Origin of the sequence: Streptomyces sp. NPDC050759 (assembly GCF_044456945.1) — a bacterium.
In the GTDB taxonomy this organism is placed as follows: Bacteria; Actinomycetota; Actinomycetes; order Streptomycetales; family Streptomycetaceae; genus Streptomyces.
In genome coordinates this window covers 381,828-401,803 of sequence record NZ_JBITGI010000007.1, presented here as the reverse complement: position 1 = coordinate 401,803, position 19,976 = coordinate 381,828, and the positions used below count along the sequence as shown (strand labels likewise).

At 70.2% G+C, this 19,976-nt stretch carries 16 protein-coding genes and 1 pseudogene; 11 read left to right on the top strand and 6 right to left on the bottom strand.

Annotated features, from left to right (window positions below):
* The first annotated feature begins 87 nt into the window (after window positions 1–87).
* Together ACIBJB_RS23220 and ACIBJB_RS23215 are read left to right on the top strand one after the other, a co-directional pair.
* Window positions 88–636 (top strand): hypothetical protein, encoded by a 549-nt coding sequence (locus tag ACIBJB_RS23220; RefSeq protein ID WP_398933002.1) that lies wholly within the window; start codon window positions 88–90, stop codon window positions 634–636.
* Window positions 605–1,900: an ABC transporter substrate-binding protein gene (locus ACIBJB_RS23215; protein WP_398933001.1), complete on the top strand. Its 1,296-nt coding sequence runs from the start codon at window positions 605–607 to the stop codon at window positions 1,898–1,900. The genes ACIBJB_RS23220 and ACIBJB_RS23215 overlap by 32 nt, the downstream gene beginning before the upstream one ends.
* A 14-nt stretch (window positions 1,901–1,914) precedes the next feature.
* Here ACIBJB_RS23215 and ACIBJB_RS23210 read toward each other — a convergent pair whose 3' ends face one another.
* Window positions 1,915–3,069 (bottom strand): epoxide hydrolase family protein, encoded by a 1,155-nt coding sequence (locus tag ACIBJB_RS23210; RefSeq protein WP_398933000.1) that lies wholly within the window; start codon window positions 3,067–3,069, stop codon window positions 1,915–1,917.
* 62 nt (window positions 3,070–3,131) lie between these two features.
* Between ACIBJB_RS23210 and ACIBJB_RS23205 the strand changes: the two genes are divergently transcribed.
* Window positions 3,132–4,172 (top strand): helix-turn-helix transcriptional regulator, encoded by a 1,041-nt coding sequence (locus tag ACIBJB_RS23205; RefSeq protein WP_398932999.1) that lies wholly within the window; start codon window positions 3,132–3,134, stop codon window positions 4,170–4,172.
* A 43-nt stretch (window positions 4,173–4,215) separates the two neighbouring features.
* Here the strand turns inward: ACIBJB_RS23205 and ctaD are convergent.
* Window positions 4,216–5,742: pseudogene (ctaD, locus tag ACIBJB_RS23200) on the bottom strand (cytochrome c oxidase subunit I); the annotation flags it as partial.
* A gap of 366 nt (window positions 5,743–6,108) precedes the next feature.
* Here ctaD and ACIBJB_RS23195 point away from each other — a divergent pair.
* On the top strand, window positions 6,109–6,324 hold the full coding sequence (locus tag ACIBJB_RS23195) for an I78 family peptidase inhibitor (RefSeq protein ID WP_311718522.1): 216 nt from the start codon (window positions 6,109–6,111) through the stop codon (window positions 6,322–6,324).
* Between the two features lie 98 nt (window positions 6,325–6,422).
* Here ACIBJB_RS23195 and ACIBJB_RS23190 read toward each other — a convergent pair whose 3' ends face one another.
* Entirely contained in the window at window positions 6,423–7,457 is a 1,035-nt protein-coding gene (locus tag ACIBJB_RS23190; protein ID WP_398932998.1) for a phosphatase PAP2 family protein, read from the bottom strand.
* Between the two features lie 237 nt (window positions 7,458–7,694).
* Complete coding sequence (locus ACIBJB_RS23185; RefSeq protein WP_398932997.1) at window positions 7,695–8,999, bottom strand: mannosyltransferase family protein; 1,305 nt, start codon at window positions 8,997–8,999, stop codon at window positions 7,695–7,697.
* 261 nt (window positions 9,000–9,260) lie between these two features.
* Between ACIBJB_RS23185 and ACIBJB_RS23180 the strand changes: the two genes are divergently transcribed.
* Both ACIBJB_RS23180 and ACIBJB_RS23175 read left to right on the top strand, forming a co-directional pair.
* On the top strand, window positions 9,261–10,862 hold the full coding sequence (locus tag ACIBJB_RS23180; protein WP_398932996.1) for an MFS transporter: 1,602 nt from the start codon (window positions 9,261–9,263) through the stop codon (window positions 10,860–10,862).
* Window positions 10,863–10,961: 99 nt separating this feature from the next.
* Window positions 10,962–12,134: an acyl-CoA dehydrogenase family protein gene (locus ACIBJB_RS23175; protein ID WP_398932995.1), complete on the top strand. Its 1,173-nt coding sequence runs from the start codon at window positions 10,962–10,964 to the stop codon at window positions 12,132–12,134.
* Window positions 12,135–12,186: 52 nt separating this feature from the next.
* Here the strand turns inward: ACIBJB_RS23175 and ACIBJB_RS23170 are convergent, their stop codons facing one another.
* The gene (locus tag ACIBJB_RS23170) at window positions 12,187–12,627 is read right to left on the bottom strand and encodes a cell division protein SepF (protein ID WP_057614474.1); all 441 of its coding nucleotides are present in this window, start codon (window positions 12,625–12,627) and stop codon (window positions 12,187–12,189) included.
* Window positions 12,628–12,905: 278 nt separating this feature from the next.
* The gene (locus ACIBJB_RS23165; protein ID WP_398932994.1) at window positions 12,906–13,832 is read right to left on the bottom strand and encodes an ABC transporter substrate-binding protein; all 927 of its coding nucleotides are present in this window, start codon (window positions 13,830–13,832) and stop codon (window positions 12,906–12,908) included.
* A gap of 395 nt (window positions 13,833–14,227) precedes the next feature.
* On the opposite strand from ACIBJB_RS23165, the gene ACIBJB_RS23160 reads away from it, so the two are divergent.
* From ACIBJB_RS23160 to ACIBJB_RS23140, 5 genes are read left to right on the top strand one after another with little or no spacing between them, the layout of a single operon-like run.
* Window positions 14,228–15,085: an amino acid ABC transporter permease gene (locus ACIBJB_RS23160; RefSeq protein WP_398932993.1), complete on the top strand. Its 858-nt coding sequence runs from the start codon at window positions 14,228–14,230 to the stop codon at window positions 15,083–15,085.
* Complete coding sequence (locus ACIBJB_RS23155; protein WP_398932992.1) at window positions 15,082–16,836, top strand: FAD/NAD(P)-binding protein; 1,755 nt, start codon at window positions 15,082–15,084, stop codon at window positions 16,834–16,836. The genes ACIBJB_RS23160 and ACIBJB_RS23155 overlap by 4 nt, the downstream gene beginning before the upstream one ends.
* Window positions 16,837–16,864: 28 nt before the next feature.
* The gene (locus ACIBJB_RS23150; protein WP_398932991.1) at window positions 16,865–17,626 is read left to right on the top strand and encodes an amino acid ABC transporter ATP-binding protein; all 762 of its coding nucleotides are present in this window, start codon (window positions 16,865–16,867) and stop codon (window positions 17,624–17,626) included.
* A complete protein-coding gene (locus tag ACIBJB_RS23145) occupies window positions 17,626–18,687 on the top strand; it encodes an LLM class flavin-dependent oxidoreductase (protein ID WP_398932990.1) in 1,062 nt (353 codons plus the stop codon). The genes ACIBJB_RS23150 and ACIBJB_RS23145 overlap by 1 nt, the downstream gene beginning before the upstream one ends.
* On the top strand, window positions 18,677–19,972 hold the full coding sequence (locus tag ACIBJB_RS23140) for an NtaA/DmoA family FMN-dependent monooxygenase (protein WP_398932989.1): 1,296 nt from the start codon (window positions 18,677–18,679) through the stop codon (window positions 19,970–19,972). Before ACIBJB_RS23145 ends, ACIBJB_RS23140 begins: the two co-directional genes overlap by 11 nt.
* The last annotated feature ends 4 nt before the right edge of the window (window positions 19,973–19,976 follow it).

Genomic DNA, 19,976 nt, shown 5'->3' with positions numbered 1-19,976 from the left:
GCCAATCGCTTGCACTATGCCTTCTGGAAGCTGACCCTGAAAGCACCGGGCGCACATGGCCCGGACCGACACCCGGTGGTGAGCCAGATGGTTCTCGGGAGCGACCGCACGTGGGGGAACGGCAGCCGGGGGCTGATGGCGGTGGGGTTCGCCCTCGCCGTGGCCCTCACGGCGTGCAGCGACGACAGCGGCGGCGGCAGCGAGAGCCCGCCGCCGACGCCTTCCGTGGAGCGGACCACACCGTCCGCGTCCCCGTCGCCGAGCGGACCCGCCGACGCGGGCGCCGCCCGGCGGGAGATCAAGGCGAACTGGGAGAAGTTCTTCGACCCGAAGACCTCCACCAAGGACAAACAGGCCGTCCTGGAGAACGGCGACGAGATGGGGCCGGTGCTCCAGGCCTTCAGCGGTGACCAGCGCGGCGGACAGGTGCAGGCGAAGGTCACGGAGATCGGGTTCACCAATCCGACCGCGGCCGACGTGACGTACACCCTGCTGCTGAACGGCGCCACCGCCCTGCCGGACGCTTCCGGGACGGCGGTCAAGGAGGACGGCACCTGGAAGGTGTCCGTCAACACCCTGTGCGCGCTGGTCCAGATGAGCGGCAATGCCACGGCGTCGGCTCTTCCGGGCTGCTGAGGCCGTCCTCGCGGTCCTGCTGCTCACGGTGGGCACGGCGTGCGGCAGCCGGCTGCCGGAGAGCGACTTCGAGCACCGGGAGCGGGCGACCCCCGCGCAGGACGACACCCCGATCCGGGTCGGCATCGTCACCAGCGCCACCAGCCCGGTCGGCGGCAGCGCCTTCACCGGCCCGCGCGACGGCGCCAAGGCGTACTTCGAGCGCCTCAACGCGCGCGGGGGCGTCAGCGGCCGCCGGATCGAGGTGCGCGAGTGCGACGACGGCGGCAGCGGGGTCGGCAACAACACCTGTGTGCACCGGCTGATCGACGAGGACAAGGTGGTCGCCCTGGTCGCGACCACCGCCCTCGACTACGCCGGCGCCTCCCGCGTCTCCCACGCGCGCGTGCCCGACATCGGAGGCCAGCCCCTCGGCGCCGCATACGACACCTGGCCGCACCTCTACGGCATCTACGGCAGCCTCGCGCCCCGGAACGGCACGGCCGGCTGGGGCGGGAAGCAGTACGGCGGCACCGAGGTCTACCGCTATTTCAAGCGCGAGCACGGGGCCCGTACGGCGGCGGTCGTGTCGTACAACCAGGCCGCGTCCGCCGCCTACGCCCGGCTCGTCGAGCAGGGCCTGAAGGCCGAGGGGTACAAGGTCGTCACCGAGCAGGTCGACTTCGCGCTGCCCAACTTCCGTGCCGTGGCGGCCGACCTGAAGGAGCAGGGCGCCGACCTGGTCTTCGACGCCGTCGACAGCCATGGCAACGCCCAGCTGTGCGAGGCGATGGACGCGGCCGGCGTCGAGGTCACCGCCAAGGTCACCAACGTGCAGAACTGGACCTCCACCGTCCCGGACGACTACCAGGACGCCCCGCGCTGCCGCAACGCCCTGTGGGCGACCGGATCCAGTCGCAACTACGAGGACACGGACCATGCGGCCGTACGGGAGTTCAGGGAGGCCACGAAGAGCCTCAAGACGCACTCCCAGTGGCAGCTGGAGGGTTGGGCGGCCGCGATGTGGTTCACGGATGCCGCCAAGTCGTGCGCGGCGGCACAGGGCATCACACGCGCGTGTGTCGACACCTACATGAACCACACCCAGGACTACACCGCGCACGGCCTGCTCCTCCCCGTCCGCTTCGAGCGCCTGGCCGAGCCACCGAGTTCCCGCAGGACCTGTCTCTCGGTGGCCCGCTGGCAGGACGGCCGGGGCTGGATCTCCCAGGGCGACATGAACCGCACCTGCTTCGACGTCCCGCAACTGCCGTATCAGCAGTGAGCCACCGCACGCCCTCACCGCAGTGAACCGAAGAACTCCCTGACGTCACCGGCCAGCAGTTCGGTGACCTCCAGGGCCGCGAAGTGGCCGCCGCGGTCGAACTCCGTCCAGCGGACGAGGGTGTTGGCCTGCTCCGCCCAGCGGCGGATCGCCACGTCCTCGCCGAAGTTGGCCACCGCGGTCGGCACTCCGGAGGTCGCCGTCGGGAACCAGTCCGGCACATGGCTGTTCTCGTAGTACATGCGGGCCGCGGAACCGGCCGTACCGGTCAGCCAGTACAGCATCACGTTGGTGAGCAGGGTGTCCCGGTCGATCGCGTCCTCCGGCAGCGTGGCCGAGGAGTGCGTCCACGCCTGGAACTTCTCCATGATCCAGGCCAGTTGGCCGACCGGCGAGTCGGTGAGGGCGTAGGAGAGAGTCTGCGGACGGGTCGACTGCAGGGCGTTGTAGCCGAAGCCGTCCGTGGTGAACTCGGCGATGCTCGCGAGGCTTCGCCGCTCGCGGTCGGTCAGCCCCTGCTGCGCCTCCTCGTCGACCGGGCCGAGCGGGATGAACCCGACCGAGGCGGCGTTCACATGGACACCGACCACGGACTCCGGAGCGATCCGGGCTAGCGCGGGGGAGATCAGCGCGCCCAGGTCGCCGCCCTGGGCGCCGTAGCGCTTGTAACCGAGCCGGTGCATCAGCTCCGCCCACGCGCGGGCGACCCGGTTGACGTTCCAGCCTTTGGCGCGCGTCGGCCCGGAGAACCCGAAGCCCGGGATGGACGGGATCACCAGATGGAAGTCCTCGCTCAGCGAGCCGATCACACCGAGGAACTCGACGACCGAACCCGGCCAGCCGTGCGTCAGGATCAGCGGGAGCGCGTCCGGCCGGGACGAGCGGACGTGCAGGAAGTACACCTGGGCGCCGTCGATCTCGGTGACGAACTGCGGGAGCTCGTTGAGGGCGGCCTCGTGCTTGCGCCAGTCGTAGGCACCGCGCCAGTACGCGGCGAGTTCGCGGACATACGGCAGGGAGGCGCCGTACTCCCAGCCCGCGTCCGGGAGCTCGTCCGGCCAGCGGGTGAGGTCCAGGCGGGTGTGCAGGTCGTCGAGCTGCGCCTGAGGGATGTCGATCCGGAAGGGGCGGATCTCACGGTTCTCTGTGGTCGCGCTGTTGTCTGCCATGAGTCCACGGTAGGAAGGCTTGCGGACAACTGCTGTCCGCAAGGACTGGCAGACTCGATTTCATGTTGGAGACCTCGGCACGACTCCTGCGCCTGCTCTCGCTCCTGCAGGCCCACCGTGAATGGTCCGGCGCCGACCTGGCCGACCGTCTCGGCGTCACCCCGCGCACCGTGCGCCGGGACGTGGACCGGCTGCGCGAGCTGGGCTATCCCGTCAACGCCAGCCCGGGCACCGGCGGCGGCTACCAGCTGGGCGCGGGCGCCGAGCTGCCGCCGCTGCTCCTGGACGACGACGAGGCGGTCGCGGTCGCCGTCGGCCTGCGCACGGCCGCGGGGCAGGGCATCGAGGGGATCGGCGAGACCTCGGTACGGGCCCTCGCCAAGCTGGAGCAGGTCCTGCCGAGCCGGCTGCGCCGCCGGGTGGGCGCCCTGAACGCCTTCACCGTGCCGATGCTGCGCGGTCCCCAGCCCTCCGCCGTCGACCCGGGCGTCCTCACCGAGCTCGCCAACCTCTGCCGCGACGCCGAGCGGCTGCGCTTCGAGTACAGCGCCCACGGCGGCGCCTCCAGCCGCCGTACCGTCGAACCGCACCGCCTGGTGTGCAGCGAGCGGCGCTGGTACCTGGTCGCCTGGGACGTGGACCGTGACGACTGGCGGACCTTCCGGGTCGACAAAATCACCCCCAGGCCGCCGCACGGTCCCCGGTTCGCTCCGCGCACCCCGCCCGCCGAGGATCTCGCCGCGTACGTCTCGCGAGGCGTCTCCACGCGCGTGTACGCCTCACAGGCGGTCGTGCGGCTGCTGGTGCCCAAGGAACGGGCCGCCGAGCGGATCTCGCCGAGTGCCGGGGTGCTGGAGGCCGAGGGCCCCGACAGCTGCCTCCTGCACACCGGGGCCTCGAGCCTCGACGTGATGGTGATCCACGTGATGATGACCGGCTTCGAGTTCGAGGTGCTGGAGCCGGCCGAGCTGACCGAGGCGATCAGGACGGCTCACGACCGGCTTGCTCGCTCTTTGGCTCGGGCTGCGAAGCCTGGGCCGCGTACTGCGGATGGTGCAGGTCGAACGCCGGGGACTCGGAGCGGATCCGGGGCAGTGCCGTGAAGTTGTGCCGCGGCGGCGGGCAGGAGGTGGCCCACTCCAGGGAGCGGCCGTAGCCCCAGGGGTCGTCGGTGTCCACCTTGACGCCGTACTTGGCGGTCTTCCAGACGTTGTAGAGGAACGGCAGCGTCGAGGCGCCCAGCAGGAACGCCCCGATCGTCGAGATGGTGTTGAGCGCGGTGAAGCCGTCCGCGGCGAGATAGTCCGCGTACCGGCGGGGCATGCCTTCCGCGCCCAGCCAGTGCTGCACCAGGAACGTGGTGTGGAAGCCGACGAACAGCGTCCAGAACTGGATCTTGCCGAGTCGCTCGTCGAGCATCTTCCCGGTGAACTTCGGCCACCAGAAGTACAGCCCGCCGAAGATCGCGAAGACGACCGTGCCGAACACGACGTAGTGGAAGTGCGCCACGACGAAGTAGGTGTCCGAGACATGGAAGTCCAGCGGTGGCGAGGCCAGCAGCACCCCGGTCAGGCCGCCGAACAGGAACGTCATCAGGAAGCCCGTCGCCCACAGCATCGGTGTCTCGAAGGACAGCGAGCCCTTGATCATCGTCCCGGTCCAGTTGAAGAACTTCACGCCCGTCGGGACGGCGATCAGAAAGCTCATGAAGGAGAAGAACGGCAGCAGTACCGCGCCGGTGACGAACATGTGGTGCGCCCACACCACGATCGACAGACCGGTGATCGACATCGTGGCCGCGACCAGCGTCAGATAGCCGAACATCGGCTTGCGGCTGAAGACCGGGATGATCTCCGTGATGATGCCGAAGAACGGCAGCGCGATGATGTACACCTCGGGATGCCCGAAGAACCAGAACAGGTGCTGCCACAGCAGTGCTCCGCCGTTGTCCGCCTCGAAGACCTGCGAGCCGAAGCGCCGGTCCGCCTCCAGGACCAGCAGCGCGGCCGCCAGCACCGGGAACGCGAGCAGGATCAGGATCGACGTGAACAGCGTGTTCCAGGTGAAGATCGGCATCCGGAACATGGTCATGCCGGGCGCGCGCATCCCGATGATCGTGGTGATGAAGTTGACCGCGCCGAGGATCGTGCCGAAGCCGGCCAGCGCGAGGCCCATGATCCACAGGTCGGGGCCGACGCCGGGGGAGTGCGCGGAGTTGTTCAGCGGCGCGTAGGCGAACCAGCCGAAGGCGGCCGGACCCGACGGCACGAGCAGCGAACCCAGCACGATCAGGCCACCGAACAGGAAGAACCAGTAGGACAGCATGTTCAGCCGAGGGAAGGCCACGTCCGGGGCGCCGATCTGCAGCGGCATCAGCTCGTTGGCGAAGCCCGCGAAGCTCGGGGTGGCGAACAGCAGCAGCATGATCGTGCCGTGCATAGTGAACAACTGGTTGTACTGCTGGTTGTCCATGATCTGCAGACCCGGCCGGGCGAGCTCGGCCCGCATCAGCAGGGCCATGACGCCGCCGACCAGGAAGAACACGAACGACGTGATCAGATAGAGGTGACCGATCTTCTTGTGGTCGGTGGTGGTCAACCAGTCGACGACCACCCGCCCGTGCCCCTTGGTCCGCCCGGGTCGTGCCGTCGCGTGCACGGTCTGCGTCCCCATCGCTCGCCCCTTCGCTCGGCTCACGCCATGATGCTCGCGCGGTCGTGCGCGGCGACAGAGGGCGTAAGGGGGTTCTGTGCCGGAACCGTGTATTTCCTATGCGGAGTCAGCTTCCGTGGCCCTGTCCGGAAAGAGTGGGCAAAGGGGCCCGGGCCGGTTCTCGGACAAGCCTTCTCACGGCTCATTCGGTGAAGTCGTACGACACGCGGGAATTGCGTTCGAATACCTGCGGAAGGGTGAGGGAAACGCCCGTCCGTGTGACGCAGCGCGAGGGAAACGCATGTCGTGATCCTGTGACAGAAGCGTGACAGGAGGCGTGCGGGATCCGGACTTCCGCGGCCGCCGGGCAGGGCCTAGCGTGGCGGTATGGCACCCATTCCGACACCGCCCGCCGAACCCCAGGACAGCCCGGACACCTACGTCGGCCTCGACTCCGCCTCCGCCGAGCGCACCGCGCGTGAGCGGGGCTGGTCGACGGTCAGGTCACTGCCGCCGGGGGCGATCATCACGATGGAGTACCGCGCGGGCCGGCTGAACTTCGAGGTGAAGGACGGCCGCGTGGCGCGGGCCTGGAAGGGCTGAACCGCAGGACGCAGGCCCCGGTTCCGTTGGGTGGAACCGGGGCCTGCGTCCTGCGCGGGGTGGTGGTGCGTACCGGCCCCGCCGGGTCCGGGGCGGGATCAGCCGCCGGTCACCGGCCGGGTGGCCGGCGCGTGGGGCGTGCCGCGCACGATCCGGTCCGACTGCGGCGGGCGGCGGCTGCCGACCGGGGTGACCGGGGTGCGCTCCGAGCGGGTGGTGTGCGGGCCCGGGGCCAGGTAGACGGGTGCCCTGGGGCCACGCGCCGGGGTGGTGGCCTCGCGGGCCGCCGTCTCGTTCTGTGGGGCCGTGAGCGGCTTGAGGCGGGCGGGCGCGGGCGCGGTGACGGGGGTGACCGGGGCCGGGGTCCTCGCGCCGCCGCGGGCCCGCCAGCGGTCGCGCAGGTCGAAGGCGTAGGTCTCGGCGCGGGCGATCAGCGGCTCGAACCAGGGCAGCGCGAGCAGGATCAGCAGACCGGCGACCCAGCCCAGTACGACATCGCTCAGCCAGTGCGTACCGAGGTAGACGGTGGCCATGCCGACGCCCAGCGAGGTCACCGCGGAGATGGCCGAAAGCCAGCGGCGGGCCCTCGGGGTGGAGGCCAGATACGCCAGGATCCCCCAGGTCACCACGGCGTTGGCGGTGTGGCCACTGGGAAATATATCGCCGCCCAGGCCCATCTCGTTCGAGCCGATGACGGTCGCGTAGTGCGGTCCGAGTCGTCCCATGCCGTACTTGGCGGCGCCGACCGTGATGTTCAGCAGCAGCAGCGAGGCACCCAGGGTCAGCAGCGGGCGCAGGGTGTGCTGCCGCCAGGAACGCCAGCCCAGCCAGGCCGCGACCATCACCGCGGTCGGGCCGCGCTGGCCCAGCACCACGTAGTAGTCGACGAACCAGTGGATGGACGCCCACTGCTGGTACGGCCGGAAGAACATGACCTGCCAGTCGAGGCGGACCAGCCACGAGGTGGTCACCACGAGCCACACGATCGCCAGGTAGAAGGCCAGGGCGGCGATCACCAGGACGGTCCGGTGCCGGCTCGCCCTGGGCACGCTGAGGTGAGCCGGTCGTTCCGGCTCACGGTCCAGCCTGGCGAACACCCGGTCCAGACGGGTGAGGTTTCGTTCGGTACGCACCCAATCGACGTTACAGCGAGTGAGCTCTGTTCCCTGTCGAATCAGCTGCTTTGTGATGACGATGTGATGTGGGATTCCTCTCAGCCGGGGGTTTATTTCCAGCGATTCCGCAAAAGCGGGTGACCGCGTCCTTCAATTCCTTTGATCATTCCGGGGTCGGGTTTATTGGCCCTTATGAATTCGTTCACCGAATCATGGGGCGGAATTCTCCGGGTGCTCATCGACACCCGGAGTCGATCATGGCGGACCGGAGCCGTTCAGCCAGAAGGCGCCGTACAGGGCGGACGCGGTGGCGATCACGGCGATGACCCAGGCTGACCTGCGGGTCCTTGAGCGCGCGAGGGCCAGGGCGAGGGGGAGCAACAGGGGGAAGGCGGGCATCAGCAGGCGCGGTTTCGAGCCGAAGTAGCTCGACGCGCACAGGGCGAGCGCCGTGACGACCCCGGCGTACACCAGCAGGGGCAGCGGCTGGCCCTGCCGCACGCAGGTGACGTACAGCCACCCGACCAGTCCGACCCCGACGACCAGCCCCACGCCGGCGAGGGCCGACGGGAACGACGTGAACTTGTCGGCAACGAAGCGGGCGAAGGCGTATCCGCCGTCGAATCCGTTGCGCCACCCCGCCTGCACGTCGAGATAGCCGAGCGGCCCTTTGCCGGTGCGGTGACCGACCCACAGGACGTAGGCGGCCGCACCGAGGGGGGCGAGGGCCATGCCCGCGGCCTGCGCGGCGGTCGACCCGGTCGGTGTGACCCGCTGCGATCCGGACCGGGCCCGGTGGCGTCGGTCGCGCACGGAGGCGGCGATCCCGGCTGCCCGCACCGTCGGGGTGAGGATCACGCCTGCGGCCCGTGGGGGTGTCGTCGACCCGGTCGGTGTGACCCGCTCCGACCCGGACGTGGCGCGGTCCCGTCGGTCCCGCAGGAAGGCGGCGATCCCCGCCGCCCACACCGCCGCGACCACGGCGAGGCCCACCGGACGGGTGAGGCCGGCCAGCGAGGCCAGCAGGCCCGCGGTCAGCCAGCGGCCGGTCAGGAGGGCGTAGAGCGACCAGGCGGCGAGCGCGGTGAACAGGGATTCGCTGTACGCCATCGACTGGACGATCCCGACGGGCAGGACCGCCCACAGCAGGACCGCGCAGACGCCGGCCCGGCGGCCGTACACGTGATCCGTCACCGCGAAGACGCCCCAGGCCGCGAACAAGGAGGCGAGCAAGGAGACCGCGAAGCCCGCGTCGGCGTACGAGAGCGGCGTCACCGCGGACAGCAGCCGCTCCAGCCAGGGCAGGAGCGGGAAGAACGCCAGGTTCGAGTGCACGTCGCCGTTGGGCAGCCGCACCTCGTAGCCGTAACCGAGGTCGGCGACCCTCGTGTACCAGAGGGCGTCCCAGCGGGCCGTCAGCAGCGTGTACGCGCTCTTGTCGCGCGCCGCGCTCCACAGGGCCAGGGTGATGAGGCCCAGGGCGCGTACCGCCGCATAGCCGAGCAGCGCCGGGGCGGCTCGGCGCAGGGCCGGTTCGGTGCGCGTTCCAAGATCGGTCACGGGCCCGATTATCGACCGCGCGCCGGACCGGCCCGCCCGCCGGGGCGGGGGACCGGGCGAGAACGTGGTGTACACCACACGTGTTCCGCGTGAAGTCTGAGAGGTCCGCCACTGGGCCGACGCGCGAACTCGCGTACTCTGACGAGTCACCCGCCGTTCGCTGCGCGGGCCGGAGACACCGCTCCTCTCCGGCCGAGATCATGGGGAGTCCCCACCCCGTGTGCCCGCCGAACGCACAGGGAACATCTGGGAGGTACGTACATGTCCGGGACGACCACGGCCGCCGCAGCGCTGCGCCGTCGGGCGGCCGGGGCCGGTGCAAACCGCTGGGTCGTCCTCGTGGTCCTCTGCACGAGCCTGCTTCTGGTCGCCCTCGACGCGACCGTGCTGCACGTGGCGGTACCCGCCGTCACCGAGGACCTCAAGCCCGGCGCGATACAACTGCTCTGGATCGTCGACGTCTATCCCCTCGTCTGCGCCTCGCTGCTGATCCTCTTCGGCACGCTCGGCGACCGCGTGGGCCGCAGGAGAGTCCTCCTCCTCGGCTACGCCCTCTTCGGCGTCGCCTCCGGTGTCGCCGCCCTCGCGGACACCGCCCAGGTGCTGATCCTCGCGCGGGCGCTGCTCGGCGTCGGCGGCGCGATGATCATGCCCGCCACCCTCTCGATCCTTCGCCAGGTCTTCCCCGACCGGCGTGAGCGGGCGCTCGCGATCGGCATCTGGAGCGCGGTCGCCGCCGTCGGCGCGGCTGTCGGCCCCCTGCTCGGCGGCTTCCTCCTCGAGCACTTCTGGTGGGGGTCGGTCTTCCTCGTCAACATTCCGCTGATGCTGGTCAGCCTGCCGGTGGGCCGCCTGCTGCTGCCCGAGTCGAAGGGCAGCGCACACGGTCCCTGGGATGTCGTCGGCGCGCTGATGGCCGCCGCCGGTCTGTTCGGCCTCGTCCTCGGCGTGAAGCAGCTCGGCGCCGGCGAGCTCGACGCGTTCACCGCGGTACCGCTGGTCGTGGGCGCGGTCCTGCTCGTCGCGTTCGTACGGCGGCAGAAGCGGCTCACCCATCCCCTGGTGGACCTGCGGATGTTCGCGCGTCCGGCGTTCAGCACCTCGGTCGGCTGCATCGTCCTGGCGATGCTCGCCCTCGTCGGGCTCGAACTGATCGCGGCGCAGTATCTCCAACTGGTCCTGGACCTGTCCCCGCTGGAGACCGGTCTGCGGCTGCTGCCGCTGACGATCGCCGCGATGGCGGCGGGGCTGGCCGGAGCGCGTCTGCTGCGGAGATTCGGGCCGCGCCGGATGGTCAGTGCCGGGTTCTGCCTCACGGCCGTGGCCGTGCTGCTGCTGACCGCGATGGGCGACGCGGACAACACGGGCCTGCTGCTGTCCGGGTTCGTCCTGCTCGGGTTCGGTCTGGAGACGACGCTTTTCGGGGCGTACGAGTCGATGCTCAGCGAGGCGCCCCCGGAGCAGGCGGGCGGGGCGGCGGCGATCGGCGAGACCTCGTACCAACTCGGTGCGGGCATCGGCATAGCGCTGCTCGGCAGTGTGATGAACGCGGCGTACACGCCCGGCCTCTCCGGCGTGCCGGGTGTCCCGGAGGCGGCGTCCAAGTCGGCCGGGCACTCCCTGGGCGAGGCCTACGAGGTCGCCGGACACCTCGGTGGACCCGCGGGCGTGGCCCTGCGCCGGGCCGCCCAGGACTCCTTCGTGCACGGGCTGCACGTGACCTTGCTGGTGAGTGCGGGGTTGTTGGTCCTGGGCGCGGTGATGGCCCTGCGGTTGCCGCGTGCGATGCAGTGCGGCGAGACCCCGACGGCGGTGGAGCTTCCGTCGCCGCGGGAGGTCGCGGAGTCGCGCGTCTCGGCCTGACCGCCGGTCTGGATGTGCGGGACACCGCGCTGTACCGTCGGCCACGAGGTTTAATTAGCGCTGCTAGTTTCGAGTCGTCCGTCTGCCGGAGGATGTGCCATGCCCCCGTTCGACCCCGCCGACCCTCTTGGTATCGACGACCTGCTGGAGCCGGAGGACCTGGCGATCCGCGCGACCGTGCGGACCTGGGCCGCCGACCGCGTCCTGCCGTATGTCGCGGACTGGTACGAGCGGGGCGAGTTGCCGGAGATCAGGGAACTCGCCCGTGAGCTCGGGGAGATCGGTGCCCTCGGGATGTCCCTGAGCGGCTACGGATGCGCGGGCGCCTCCGCCGTGCAGTACGGGCTCGCCTGTCTGGAGCTGGAGGCCGCCGACTCCGGGATCCGGTCCCTCGTCTCGGTGCAGGGCTCTCTCGCCATGTACGCCATCCACCGCTTCGGCAGCGAGGAGCAGAAGCAGACCTGGCTGCCGCGCATGGCCGCCGGTGAGGTCATCGGCTGCTTCGGGCTCACCGAACCCGATCACGGGTCCGACCCCGGAGCCATGCGGACGTCCGCCAAGCGCGACGGTACGGACTGGGTGCTCAGCGGTCGGAAGATGTGGATCACCAACGGGTCCGTCGCCGGGGTCGCCGTGGTGTGGGCGCAGACCGAGGAGGGGATCCGCGGCTTTGTGGTGCCCACCGACAGCGCCGGATTCTCCGCGCCCGAGATCAAGCACAAGTGGTCACTGCGGGCGAGCGTGACGAGCGAGCTCGTGCTCGACGACGTGCGGCTGCCCGGCGATGCCGTCCTGCCGGAGGTCGCCGGGCTCAAGGGGCCGCTCAGCTGTCTGTCGCACGCCCGGTACGGGATCGTGTGGGGGGCCATGGGGGCGGCGCGGTCGTGTTTCGAGACCGCCGTCGACTACGCGAAGACACGGGAGCAGTTCGGGCGGCCGATCGGGGGCTTCCAGCTCACTCAGGCCAAACTCGCCGACATGGCGGTCGAACTGCACAAGGGGATTCTGCTCGCCCACCATCTGGGGCGGCGCATGGACGCCGGCCGCCTGCGTCCCGAGCAGGTCAGCTTCGGCAAGCTCAACAACGTCCGCGAGGCGATCGAGATCTGCCGTACGGCGCGGACGATCCTCGGTGCCAACGGGATCTCCCTCGAGTACCCCGTCATGCGGCACGCGACGAACCTCGAGTCGGTGCTGACGTACGAGGGCACCGTGGAGATGCATCAGCTGGTGCTGGGCAAGGCGCTCACCGGACTGGACGCCTTCCGGTAGAGCCTCCGGTCGACCCCGCCGCGCGGGGGCAGGGCCGGCGAGCGACCCTGCCTCAGCTCTGGTTGAAGAAGCCGTCCGTGCGGTGCGCGGCCGGGTCGCCGTTCACGATCTCCGTGTTGGCGGGGGACAGCAGGAACACCCGGGTGGACACGCGCTCGATGGAACCGCGCAGTCCGAAGATCAGCCCGGCCGCGAAGTCCACGACGCGCTTGGCGTCGGAGGCCTCCATCGCGGTGAGGTTCATGATGACGGGCACGCCTTCCCGGAACAGTTCGCCGATGGCGCGGGCGTCCCGGAAGCTGTCCGGGGTCACCGTGCCGATCCGGCGGCCTTTCTCCTCGGCGACGTCCGAAGCCACCTTGACCCGCGGGTCGGTGACCCAGGCATCCCCGGGCTCGGTCCCTTCGGAGTATCCGTCGTCGTCGTAGTAACGCTCGTCATCGTTGTCGTCAACGAGGCCCAGCCAGGCACTCGCTTTGCGCACCGATCCCATGGACGCCTCCTCTCACAGCGGTCTCTCTTGCTTCTGTATCCCTATGGTCATCCATGATGCGGATCGCGCGCCAAGTGGATAGCCGCCGCGCGGGGGGTTTGTGACGGTACTGGTGCACAGCGAATACGTCGAGAGGCCAGGTACCCCAAGGGTCGTGTCCCATACGGCTGCTGACTGTGAGTGAAATATGATTCTTCACGGCGTACGGGTGAGAGGTGGGGCGTACGGGTGAACCGGTTCAGCAGCCCTTGGCTTTGACGAAGCCTCAGGTCAGAGCGTTACTTCAGTTCGGGTGGGGAGATGCGGGAGACGGTCGTCGCCGAGCCTGTGGTGCCCCATTTCTTGAGGATCCTGGCGTAGGTGCCGTTTTTGATGAGCTCATTCACCGCCGCCTGGAACGCCTTGGCGAGGGGCGTGCCCTTCTTGAAGGCGAAACCGACGTCCAGGCGGTGGTACTCGTTGAGGAACTTGACGCCCTGCTGGTGGGCCACCGCGTAACGCAGGCCGTTGATCGTGGACATCACGACGTCGCTGCGGCCCTGTTGGAGTGAGGACCAGATCGCGCCCTGCTCGTTGTAGGTCTGCACCTTGTAGGGCTTTGTGCAGAGGTGCTTGTTGTCCTCCAGCGTGGCTTCGAACGTCGTGCCCGCGCCGGTCGCCACGTTCAGACCGCACAGCTGTGTCAGGTCGGTGACCTTGGTGAGCTTGCTGTCGCTGCGGGTGGCGAAGCCCTGGCCGTCGTTGATGTAGGTGACGAAGTCGATCGTCCTGCGGCGCTCGTCGGTCACGCCGAAGTTGCCGACGCCGAGGTCGTACTTGCCGCTGTCGAGGGCCGGCAGGATCGCCTCGAAGCTCGCCTGCTCGGTCTTCAGCCTGATGCCGAGGACCTTGGCGACCGCGTGGGCGAAGTCGACGTCCTGGCCGGCCAGGGTCTTGCCGTCGTCGAGGATCGAGGTGCCCGGCGGCTGGCCGGAGACGCTGACGGCGAGGGTCAGGCTCGTGGTGCCGGACGGCAGCAGCCTGGCCGCCGCGTCGTCCTTCTTGACCGCGGAGACGACGTCGGTGGTGGGGATCGCGTCGGCCCGGGCCGAGGCCGTGGCGGTGTCGTCCGCGCCCGAGCCGCATGCGGTCAGGAGCAGGGTGCCCGCGGTGATGAGGGCGAAGGGGACGATCAGTCCATTTCGGGCATGGGTGAGTGAGCGCACAGTGGGGCGGTCTCCTGGAAGCGAGGAACGCTGAGTGAGGGGAGGGCGCGTGTGAAGGCGGGAAGGATGCGCGAAGGCGAGGAAGGAGAACGCGAAAGGCGCCCTGAACAATCAGGGCGCGCAGTGGGTCAGCTCAACAGGAAGAGGACCACACGCGACCGAAGTCGATGTGGGAGCGCTTGACCAGCCACTGCTGTGGATGCATGGGCCAAGTGGAACAGGCATCCGGTTTGCCGTCAACCGACTTGAGACGTACGGCTCACAGTGTGGACAGCCTTGACAACGAGGGGAAACGCACCCGTAGTCTCGAAGGGCGGCCCTGCTGAGGGGCTCGGCCGCACCCGTGTGAAGGCACCCGTCCGAGTTCTCCCAACTCGATGCCACGGAGCCCTCGCATGTCCTCCGACACCCTCGCCAAAGCCTCCTCCGCGCCCGGCATACCGGAGTACGCGGATTCCCTGCGGATCGTCCCGCGTCGCCGACTCGGCCAGTGGGCGGCCGCCGTCGCCGTTCTCGTACTGCTCGGGCTCGCCGTCAACTCCGTTCTGCGCAACGACGCCTTCCAGTGGGGCGTCGTCGTGGACTACTTCACCACCGACGCGGTGCTGCGCGGGCTGTGGCTCACGCTCTGGCTGACCGCGGTGGTGATGACGCTCGGCTTCGTGCTGGGAGCGCTGCTGGCGGCGGCCCGGCTGTCCGCCAACCCGGTGCTCAGAAGCGTGAGTTGGGGATACGTCTGGCTGTTCCGGTCGATCCCGATCCTGGTGCAGCTGCTGCTGTGGTTCAACATCGGGGCGCTATATCCGCAGATCCTCGGCGTGAAGACGGTCGACCTGCTCGGCCCGGTCACCGTCGCGGTCATCGGCCTGACCCTGCACGAGGCCGCCTACGCCGCCGAGGTCGTGCGCGGCGGGATCCTCTCCGTCGACCGCGGACAGATCGAGGCCGCGCAGGCGCTCGGGCTCAGTCGATGGCGGCGCTGGTGGCGGATCGTGCTGCCGCAGGCGATGCGCTCCATCGTGCCCCCGGCCGGGAACATGCTGATCGGCACGCTCAAGGGCACCTCCATCGTCAGCGTGATCGCCGTGCAGGACCTGCTCTACTCCGTGCAGCTCGTCTACCACCGCACCTACCAGGTCATCCCCCTGCTGATGGTCGCCACCGTCTGGTACACCGTCGTCACCTCGGTGCTCGGCGTCGGCCAGCACCACCTGGAGAAGCACTACGCCCGAGGCTCGGAGCGCACCCGATGAGGCGCTCGCTGGTGATCGTCGGAGCCGGGCCGCGGGGCACCGGTCTGATCGAGCGGATCGCCGCCAACGCCCCCGAGCTGTACGACGGTCAGGGCCTCGACCTGCACCTCGTGGATCCGCACCCGCCCGGCGCCGGACGCATCTGGCGCGATGCGCAGTCGCCGCTGCTGTGGATGAACTCGCACGCCGAGGACGTCACCATGTTCACCGACGAGACCGTGGACATGGCCGGACCCGTGCGCCCCGGCCCCACGCTGCACGAGTGGGCCGGCATCGACGGCCGCGTCTTCGCCGACCGGCCGCTCCAGGGCGCCTATCTGCGCTGGGTGCACGAGCAGGCGGTGGCCGCGCTGCCGGAGGGCGTCGTCGTCCACCACCACCCGTGGCGTGCCGTGCGGGTCAGTGGCCCGCGCGAGGGCCGGCAGGAGGTGTGGCTGGAGGGCCGGCCGCGTCCGCTCCTCGCCGACCTCGTCGTCCTGGCCCTCGGTCACCTGGACGCCGAACTGGACGACGAACAGAGCGCGTTGGCCGCGTATGCCGGGGAGCACGGCCTCGTCCACCTTCCGCCCGACTTCACCGCCGACAGCGACCTGTCCGCGCTCGCGCCCGGCGAACCGGTCCTGGTCCGCGGATTCGGGCTCGCCTTCGTCGACCTGATGGTGCTGCTCACCGAGGGCCGGGGCGGACGGTACGACGGGGACACCTACGTCCCGTCCGGGCGCGAGCCGGTCCTCTACGTCGGATCGCGGCGCGGAGTGCCGTACCACTCGAAGATCGGCTACGACTGGACCGGTGAGCGGCCGCCGCTGCCCCGCTTCCTGGGGCCCGCCGAGATCGACGGGCTGCTGGCCCGGCCGGAGGGCTTCGACTTCAGAGGGGACGTGTGGCCGCTGGTGGTGAAGGAGCTCGGATTCGCGCACTATCACCGGCTGTTCACCGTGCATCCGGAGCGGACCGCGATGTCCTGGACCGACTTCGAGGAGAAGTACGCGGCCGGGAGCGAGACGGACATCCGGGCTCTGGTCGCCTCCGCCGTGCCCGACCCCCGTGACCGGCTCGACCTCGCCGCGCTCGACCGGCCGCTGGAGGGGGTGCGGTACGCGACGCACGAGGAGTTCCAGGAGGGGCTGCGGGAGTATGTCGAGGCCGACCTGGGCCGACGTCATGACCCTTCGTGCAGCCCTGACCTGGCCGTGTTCCTCGGGCTGCTCTCCGTCTACGGGCAGCTGGTCCGGCTCGGGGACATCGGCGGATGGTGGCACGGGTTCTTCAGCTATCTGGCCTCCGGGCCGCCCGGGCCCCGGCTGCGTCAGCTGCTCGCGCTGTCCCGGGCCGGAGTGCTCAGGTTCGTCGGGGCGGACATGGAAGTCCGCGCCGAGGACGGGGTGTTCCGGGCGTCGAGCCCCACCGTGCCGGACTTCTCGGTCGTGGCGCGGGCGCTGGTCGAGGCGCGGCTGCCCGAGCCGACGGTCCGGCGGGCCCTCGATCCGCTGCTGCGCGAGCTGCACGCCGAGGGGGCCGCCGAGACCCCGGACGGGCTGCTGCGCGTGGACCGTGCCGACGGACGGGTCCTTGACCGGTCCGGACGGCCCCACCCGCGGCTCTTCGCGCTCGGGCCGCACACCGACGGCCGTACCCCTGGCGCCTTCACCCGGCCGCGCACCGGCGGACCCGCGTTCCGGCAGAACGACGCGACCGCGCGGGCCGCGCTGCTGTTCCTCGGCGAGCTCGCCGGTCGTGCGGCCGCCTAAGTCACCTGGAAAGCAGGGAAGTTCAGCGATGAGTGTCATGGTCGACATCAGGTCCGTCCACAAGAGCTTCGGGTCACTGGAGGTGCTCAAGGGCATCGACCTCTCCGTGCACACCGGCGAGGTCACCGTGATCCTCGGCCCGTCCGGCTCCGGCAAGTCGACGCTGCTGCGCACCGTCAACCACCTGGAGAAGGTGGACCGGGGCACGATCAGCGTGGACGGGGCCCTGGTCGGATACCGGCGCTCCGGCGACAGGCTGTACGAGCTGCCCGAGCGCGAGGTGCTCAGACAGCGCACGCGGATCGGGTTCGTCTTCCAGAACTTCAACCTGTTCCCGCATCTGACCGTGCTGGACAACGTCGTCGAGGCCCCGGTCTCCGCGCTGAAGCGGCCGCGCAAGGAGGCCGTGGAGGCGGCACGGCGGCTGCTCGACCGGGTGGGGCTCGCCGACAAGGCCGACGCACATCCCCGGCAGCTCTCCGGGGGACAGCAGCAACGGGTCGCGATCGCACGGGCGTTGGCGCTGGAACCACGGCTGCTGCTGTTCGACGAACCGACCTCCGCGCTCGACCCCGAACTGGTCGGGGAAGTCCTCGACGTGATCAAGGACCTGGCCCGCCAGGGCACCACGATGATCGTCGTCACCCACGAGATCGGCTTCGCCCGCGAGGTCGCCGACACCGTGGTGTTCATGGACGACGGACGCATCGTCGAACAGGGCCCGCCGGCCGACGTGTTGGACACGCCGCAGCACGACCGCACGCGGTCCTTTCTCTCGAAGGTGCTGTGATGCTGCATCTGTCCGCCGCCGTCGACCAGCCGTCCGCCTACGACGCCGCCTCCTACCTCACCCTCGCCCGGCTCGCCGAGCGCGGCGGGCTCGACTTCGTGACGCTCGGGGACAGCTTCGCCCGGCCGGGTCCCGACGCGCTCGCCGTGCTGGCCCGCCTCGCGCCCGCCACAAGCCGGATCGGCCTGGTGCCCACCGTCACGACCACGCACACCGAGCCCTTTCACATCCAGGCCGCCGTCGCCACCCTCGACTGGGTCAGCCGGGGCCGGGCGGGCTGGCGGATCGACGTGTCGACCACCGAGGGCGAGGCCCGCCTCTTCGGCCGCCGACAGGCGGCGTCCGCCGACGAGGTGTGGCAGGAGGCGGGTGAAGTCGCCGACGTGGCGGCGAGGTTGTGGGACAGCTGGGAGGACGACGCCGAGATACGGGACGTGGCGACCGGCCGTTTCGTCGACCGGGACAAGCTGCACCACGTCGACTTCCACGGCACGTCCTTCTCCGTCAAGGGCCCCTCGATCGTGCCGCGGCCCCCGCAGGGCCACCCGGTCCGCGTGGTCGACACCACCGACGGTCCCGCCCGCAGGACCGCCGCCCGGTACGCCGACGTGGCCCTCGTCCGCGCCGCGAGTGCCCCGCAGGCCGCCGCCGTACGGGAGCAACTGCGTTCCATGGCCGCGGCTTTCGGGCGTCACCCCGACCAGCTGCGGGTCCTCGCCGGTCTCCTCGTCGACCTCGGCGACGGCGAGCACGCGGCCGATCCGGGGCACGGCGGGGGCGGCCCCCGGCAGACCCCGCAGGGGCCGCTCTACCGCGGCGGCCCCGTGGACCTCGCGGAACTGATCGCCACCTGGCACGGCGAGGGCATCGTCGACGGCTTCCACCTCACGCCCGTCGAACCCCTGCGCGACCTGGAACGGCTCGTCAACGGCACGGTGGCACTGCTCCAGCACCGCGGACTGTTCCGCACCTTCTACCCGGGCAGCTCCCTCAGGGAGCATCTGGGCCTCGCCAGACCCGCCAACCAGTACGCCACCACGGGAGCGCGTCATGAGCCGTAGGCGGATGCATCTGGCCGCGCACTTCCCGGGCGTCAACAACACCACCGTCTGGGCCGATCCGGAGTCGAGGTCCCAGATCGCGTTCTCCTCCTTCGAGCACCTGGCGCGCACCGCCGAACGCGGACTGTTCGACTTCTTCTTCCTCGCCGAGGGTCTGCGGCTGCGCGAACACAAGGGCCGTATCCATGACCTGGACGTCGTCGGACGCCCCGAGTCGATCACCGTGCTCAGCGCGCTCGCCGGTGTCACCGAACACCTGGGGCTCGCCGCCACGGTCAACACGACCTTCAACGAGCCGTTCGAACTCGCCCGCAGGTTCGCGACCTTGGACCACCTGAGCGGAGGCCGGGCCGCCTGGAACGTGGTGACCTCCTCCGACGCCTTCACCGGGGAGAACTTCCGGCGCGGCGGCTTCCTCGACCGCTCCGACCGCTATGCGCGCGCCGCCGAATTCCTGGAGACGGCCAGGGAGTTGTGGGACTCCTGGACACCGGACGGGGTCCCGCGGCCGTTCGCGCACCGCGGGCGGCAGTTCGACATCGCGGGCGAGTTCACCGTGCCGCGCTCGCCGCAGGGGAACCCGGTCGTCATCCAGGCCGGGGACTCCGACGAGGGACGCGAGTTCGCCGCCTCCGCCGCCGACGTGGTCTTCGCACGGCACGGTTCGCTGGAGGAGGGCCGGGTCTTCTACGCCGATGTGAAGCGCCGCCTCGCCAAGTACGGCCGTACGCCAGATGACCTGAAGATCATGCCCGGGATCGGCGTCGTGCTCGGCGACACCGCCGCCGAGGCCCAGGAGAAGGCCGCCGAGATCCGACGGCAGCAGACCTCCCCGCAGACCGCGCTCCGCACGCTGGAGCAGCTCTGGGGCGTCGACCTGTCCTCCTACGACCCGGACGGCCCGCTGCCCGACATCGATCCGGTGGCCGATCCGGCCCTCACCCAGGGGCGCACCCGGCGCGGTGACACGGTCGCGATCGCCGAGAAGTGGGCGGCCCTGTCCCGCGAGAAGGGCCTGTCGATCCGGCAGACCGTGATCGAGGCGGGCGGCCGGCAGCTCCTCATCGGCACCCCGGACGCGGTGGCCACCGAGCTCGACGAGTTCGTGCAGCGCGAGGCCGCCGACGGCTTCGTCCTCGTCCCCCATCTCACCCCGGGCGGCCTCGACGACTTCGTCGACGACGTGGTCCCGCTGCTCCAGGAGCGCGGCGCGTTCCGCACGGAATACCGGGGCACCACCCTGCGCTCCCACCTCGGGCTCCCCGCGCCCGTACGGAAAGGCTGATCAC

Bases quoted from the DNA above. Each gene is read 5' to 3' on its own strand.
- ACIBJB_RS23150 (WP_398932991.1), top strand. From the start codon at position 16,865: ATGAGTGTCATGGTCGACATCAGGTCCGTCCACAAGAGCTTCGGGTCA.
- ACIBJB_RS23170 (WP_057614474.1), bottom strand. From the start codon at position 12,627: ATGGGATCGGTGCGCAAAGCGAGTGCCTGGCTGGGCCTCGTTGACGAC.
- ACIBJB_RS23160 (WP_398932993.1), top strand. From the start codon at position 14,228: ATGTCCTCCGACACCCTCGCCAAAGCCTCCTCCGCGCCCGGCATACCG.
- ACIBJB_RS23140 (WP_398932989.1), top strand. From the start codon at position 18,677: ATGAGCCGTAGGCGGATGCATCTGGCCGCGCACTTCCCGGGCGTCAAC.
- ACIBJB_RS23175 (WP_398932995.1), top strand. From the start codon at position 10,962: ATGCCCCCGTTCGACCCCGCCGACCCTCTTGGTATCGACGACCTGCTG.
- ACIBJB_RS23210 (WP_398933000.1), bottom strand. From the start codon at position 3,069: ATGGCAGACAACAGCGCGACCACAGAGAACCGTGAGATCCGCCCCTTC.
- ACIBJB_RS23180 (WP_398932996.1), top strand. From the start codon at position 9,261: ATGTCCGGGACGACCACGGCCGCCGCAGCGCTGCGCCGTCGGGCGGCC.
- ACIBJB_RS23205 (WP_398932999.1), top strand. From the start codon at position 3,132: ATGTTGGAGACCTCGGCACGACTCCTGCGCCTGCTCTCGCTCCTGCAG.
- ACIBJB_RS23155 (WP_398932992.1), top strand. From the start codon at position 15,082: ATGAGGCGCTCGCTGGTGATCGTCGGAGCCGGGCCGCGGGGCACCGGT.
- ACIBJB_RS23145 (WP_398932990.1), top strand. From the start codon at position 17,626: ATGCTGCATCTGTCCGCCGCCGTCGACCAGCCGTCCGCCTACGACGCC.
- ACIBJB_RS23195 (WP_311718522.1), top strand. From the start codon at position 6,109: ATGGCACCCATTCCGACACCGCCCGCCGAACCCCAGGACAGCCCGGAC.
- ACIBJB_RS23220 (WP_398933002.1), top strand. From the start codon at position 88: ATGGTTCTCGGGAGCGACCGCACGTGGGGGAACGGCAGCCGGGGGCTG.
- ACIBJB_RS23215 (WP_398933001.1), top strand. From the start codon at position 605: ATGCCACGGCGTCGGCTCTTCCGGGCTGCTGAGGCCGTCCTCGCGGTC.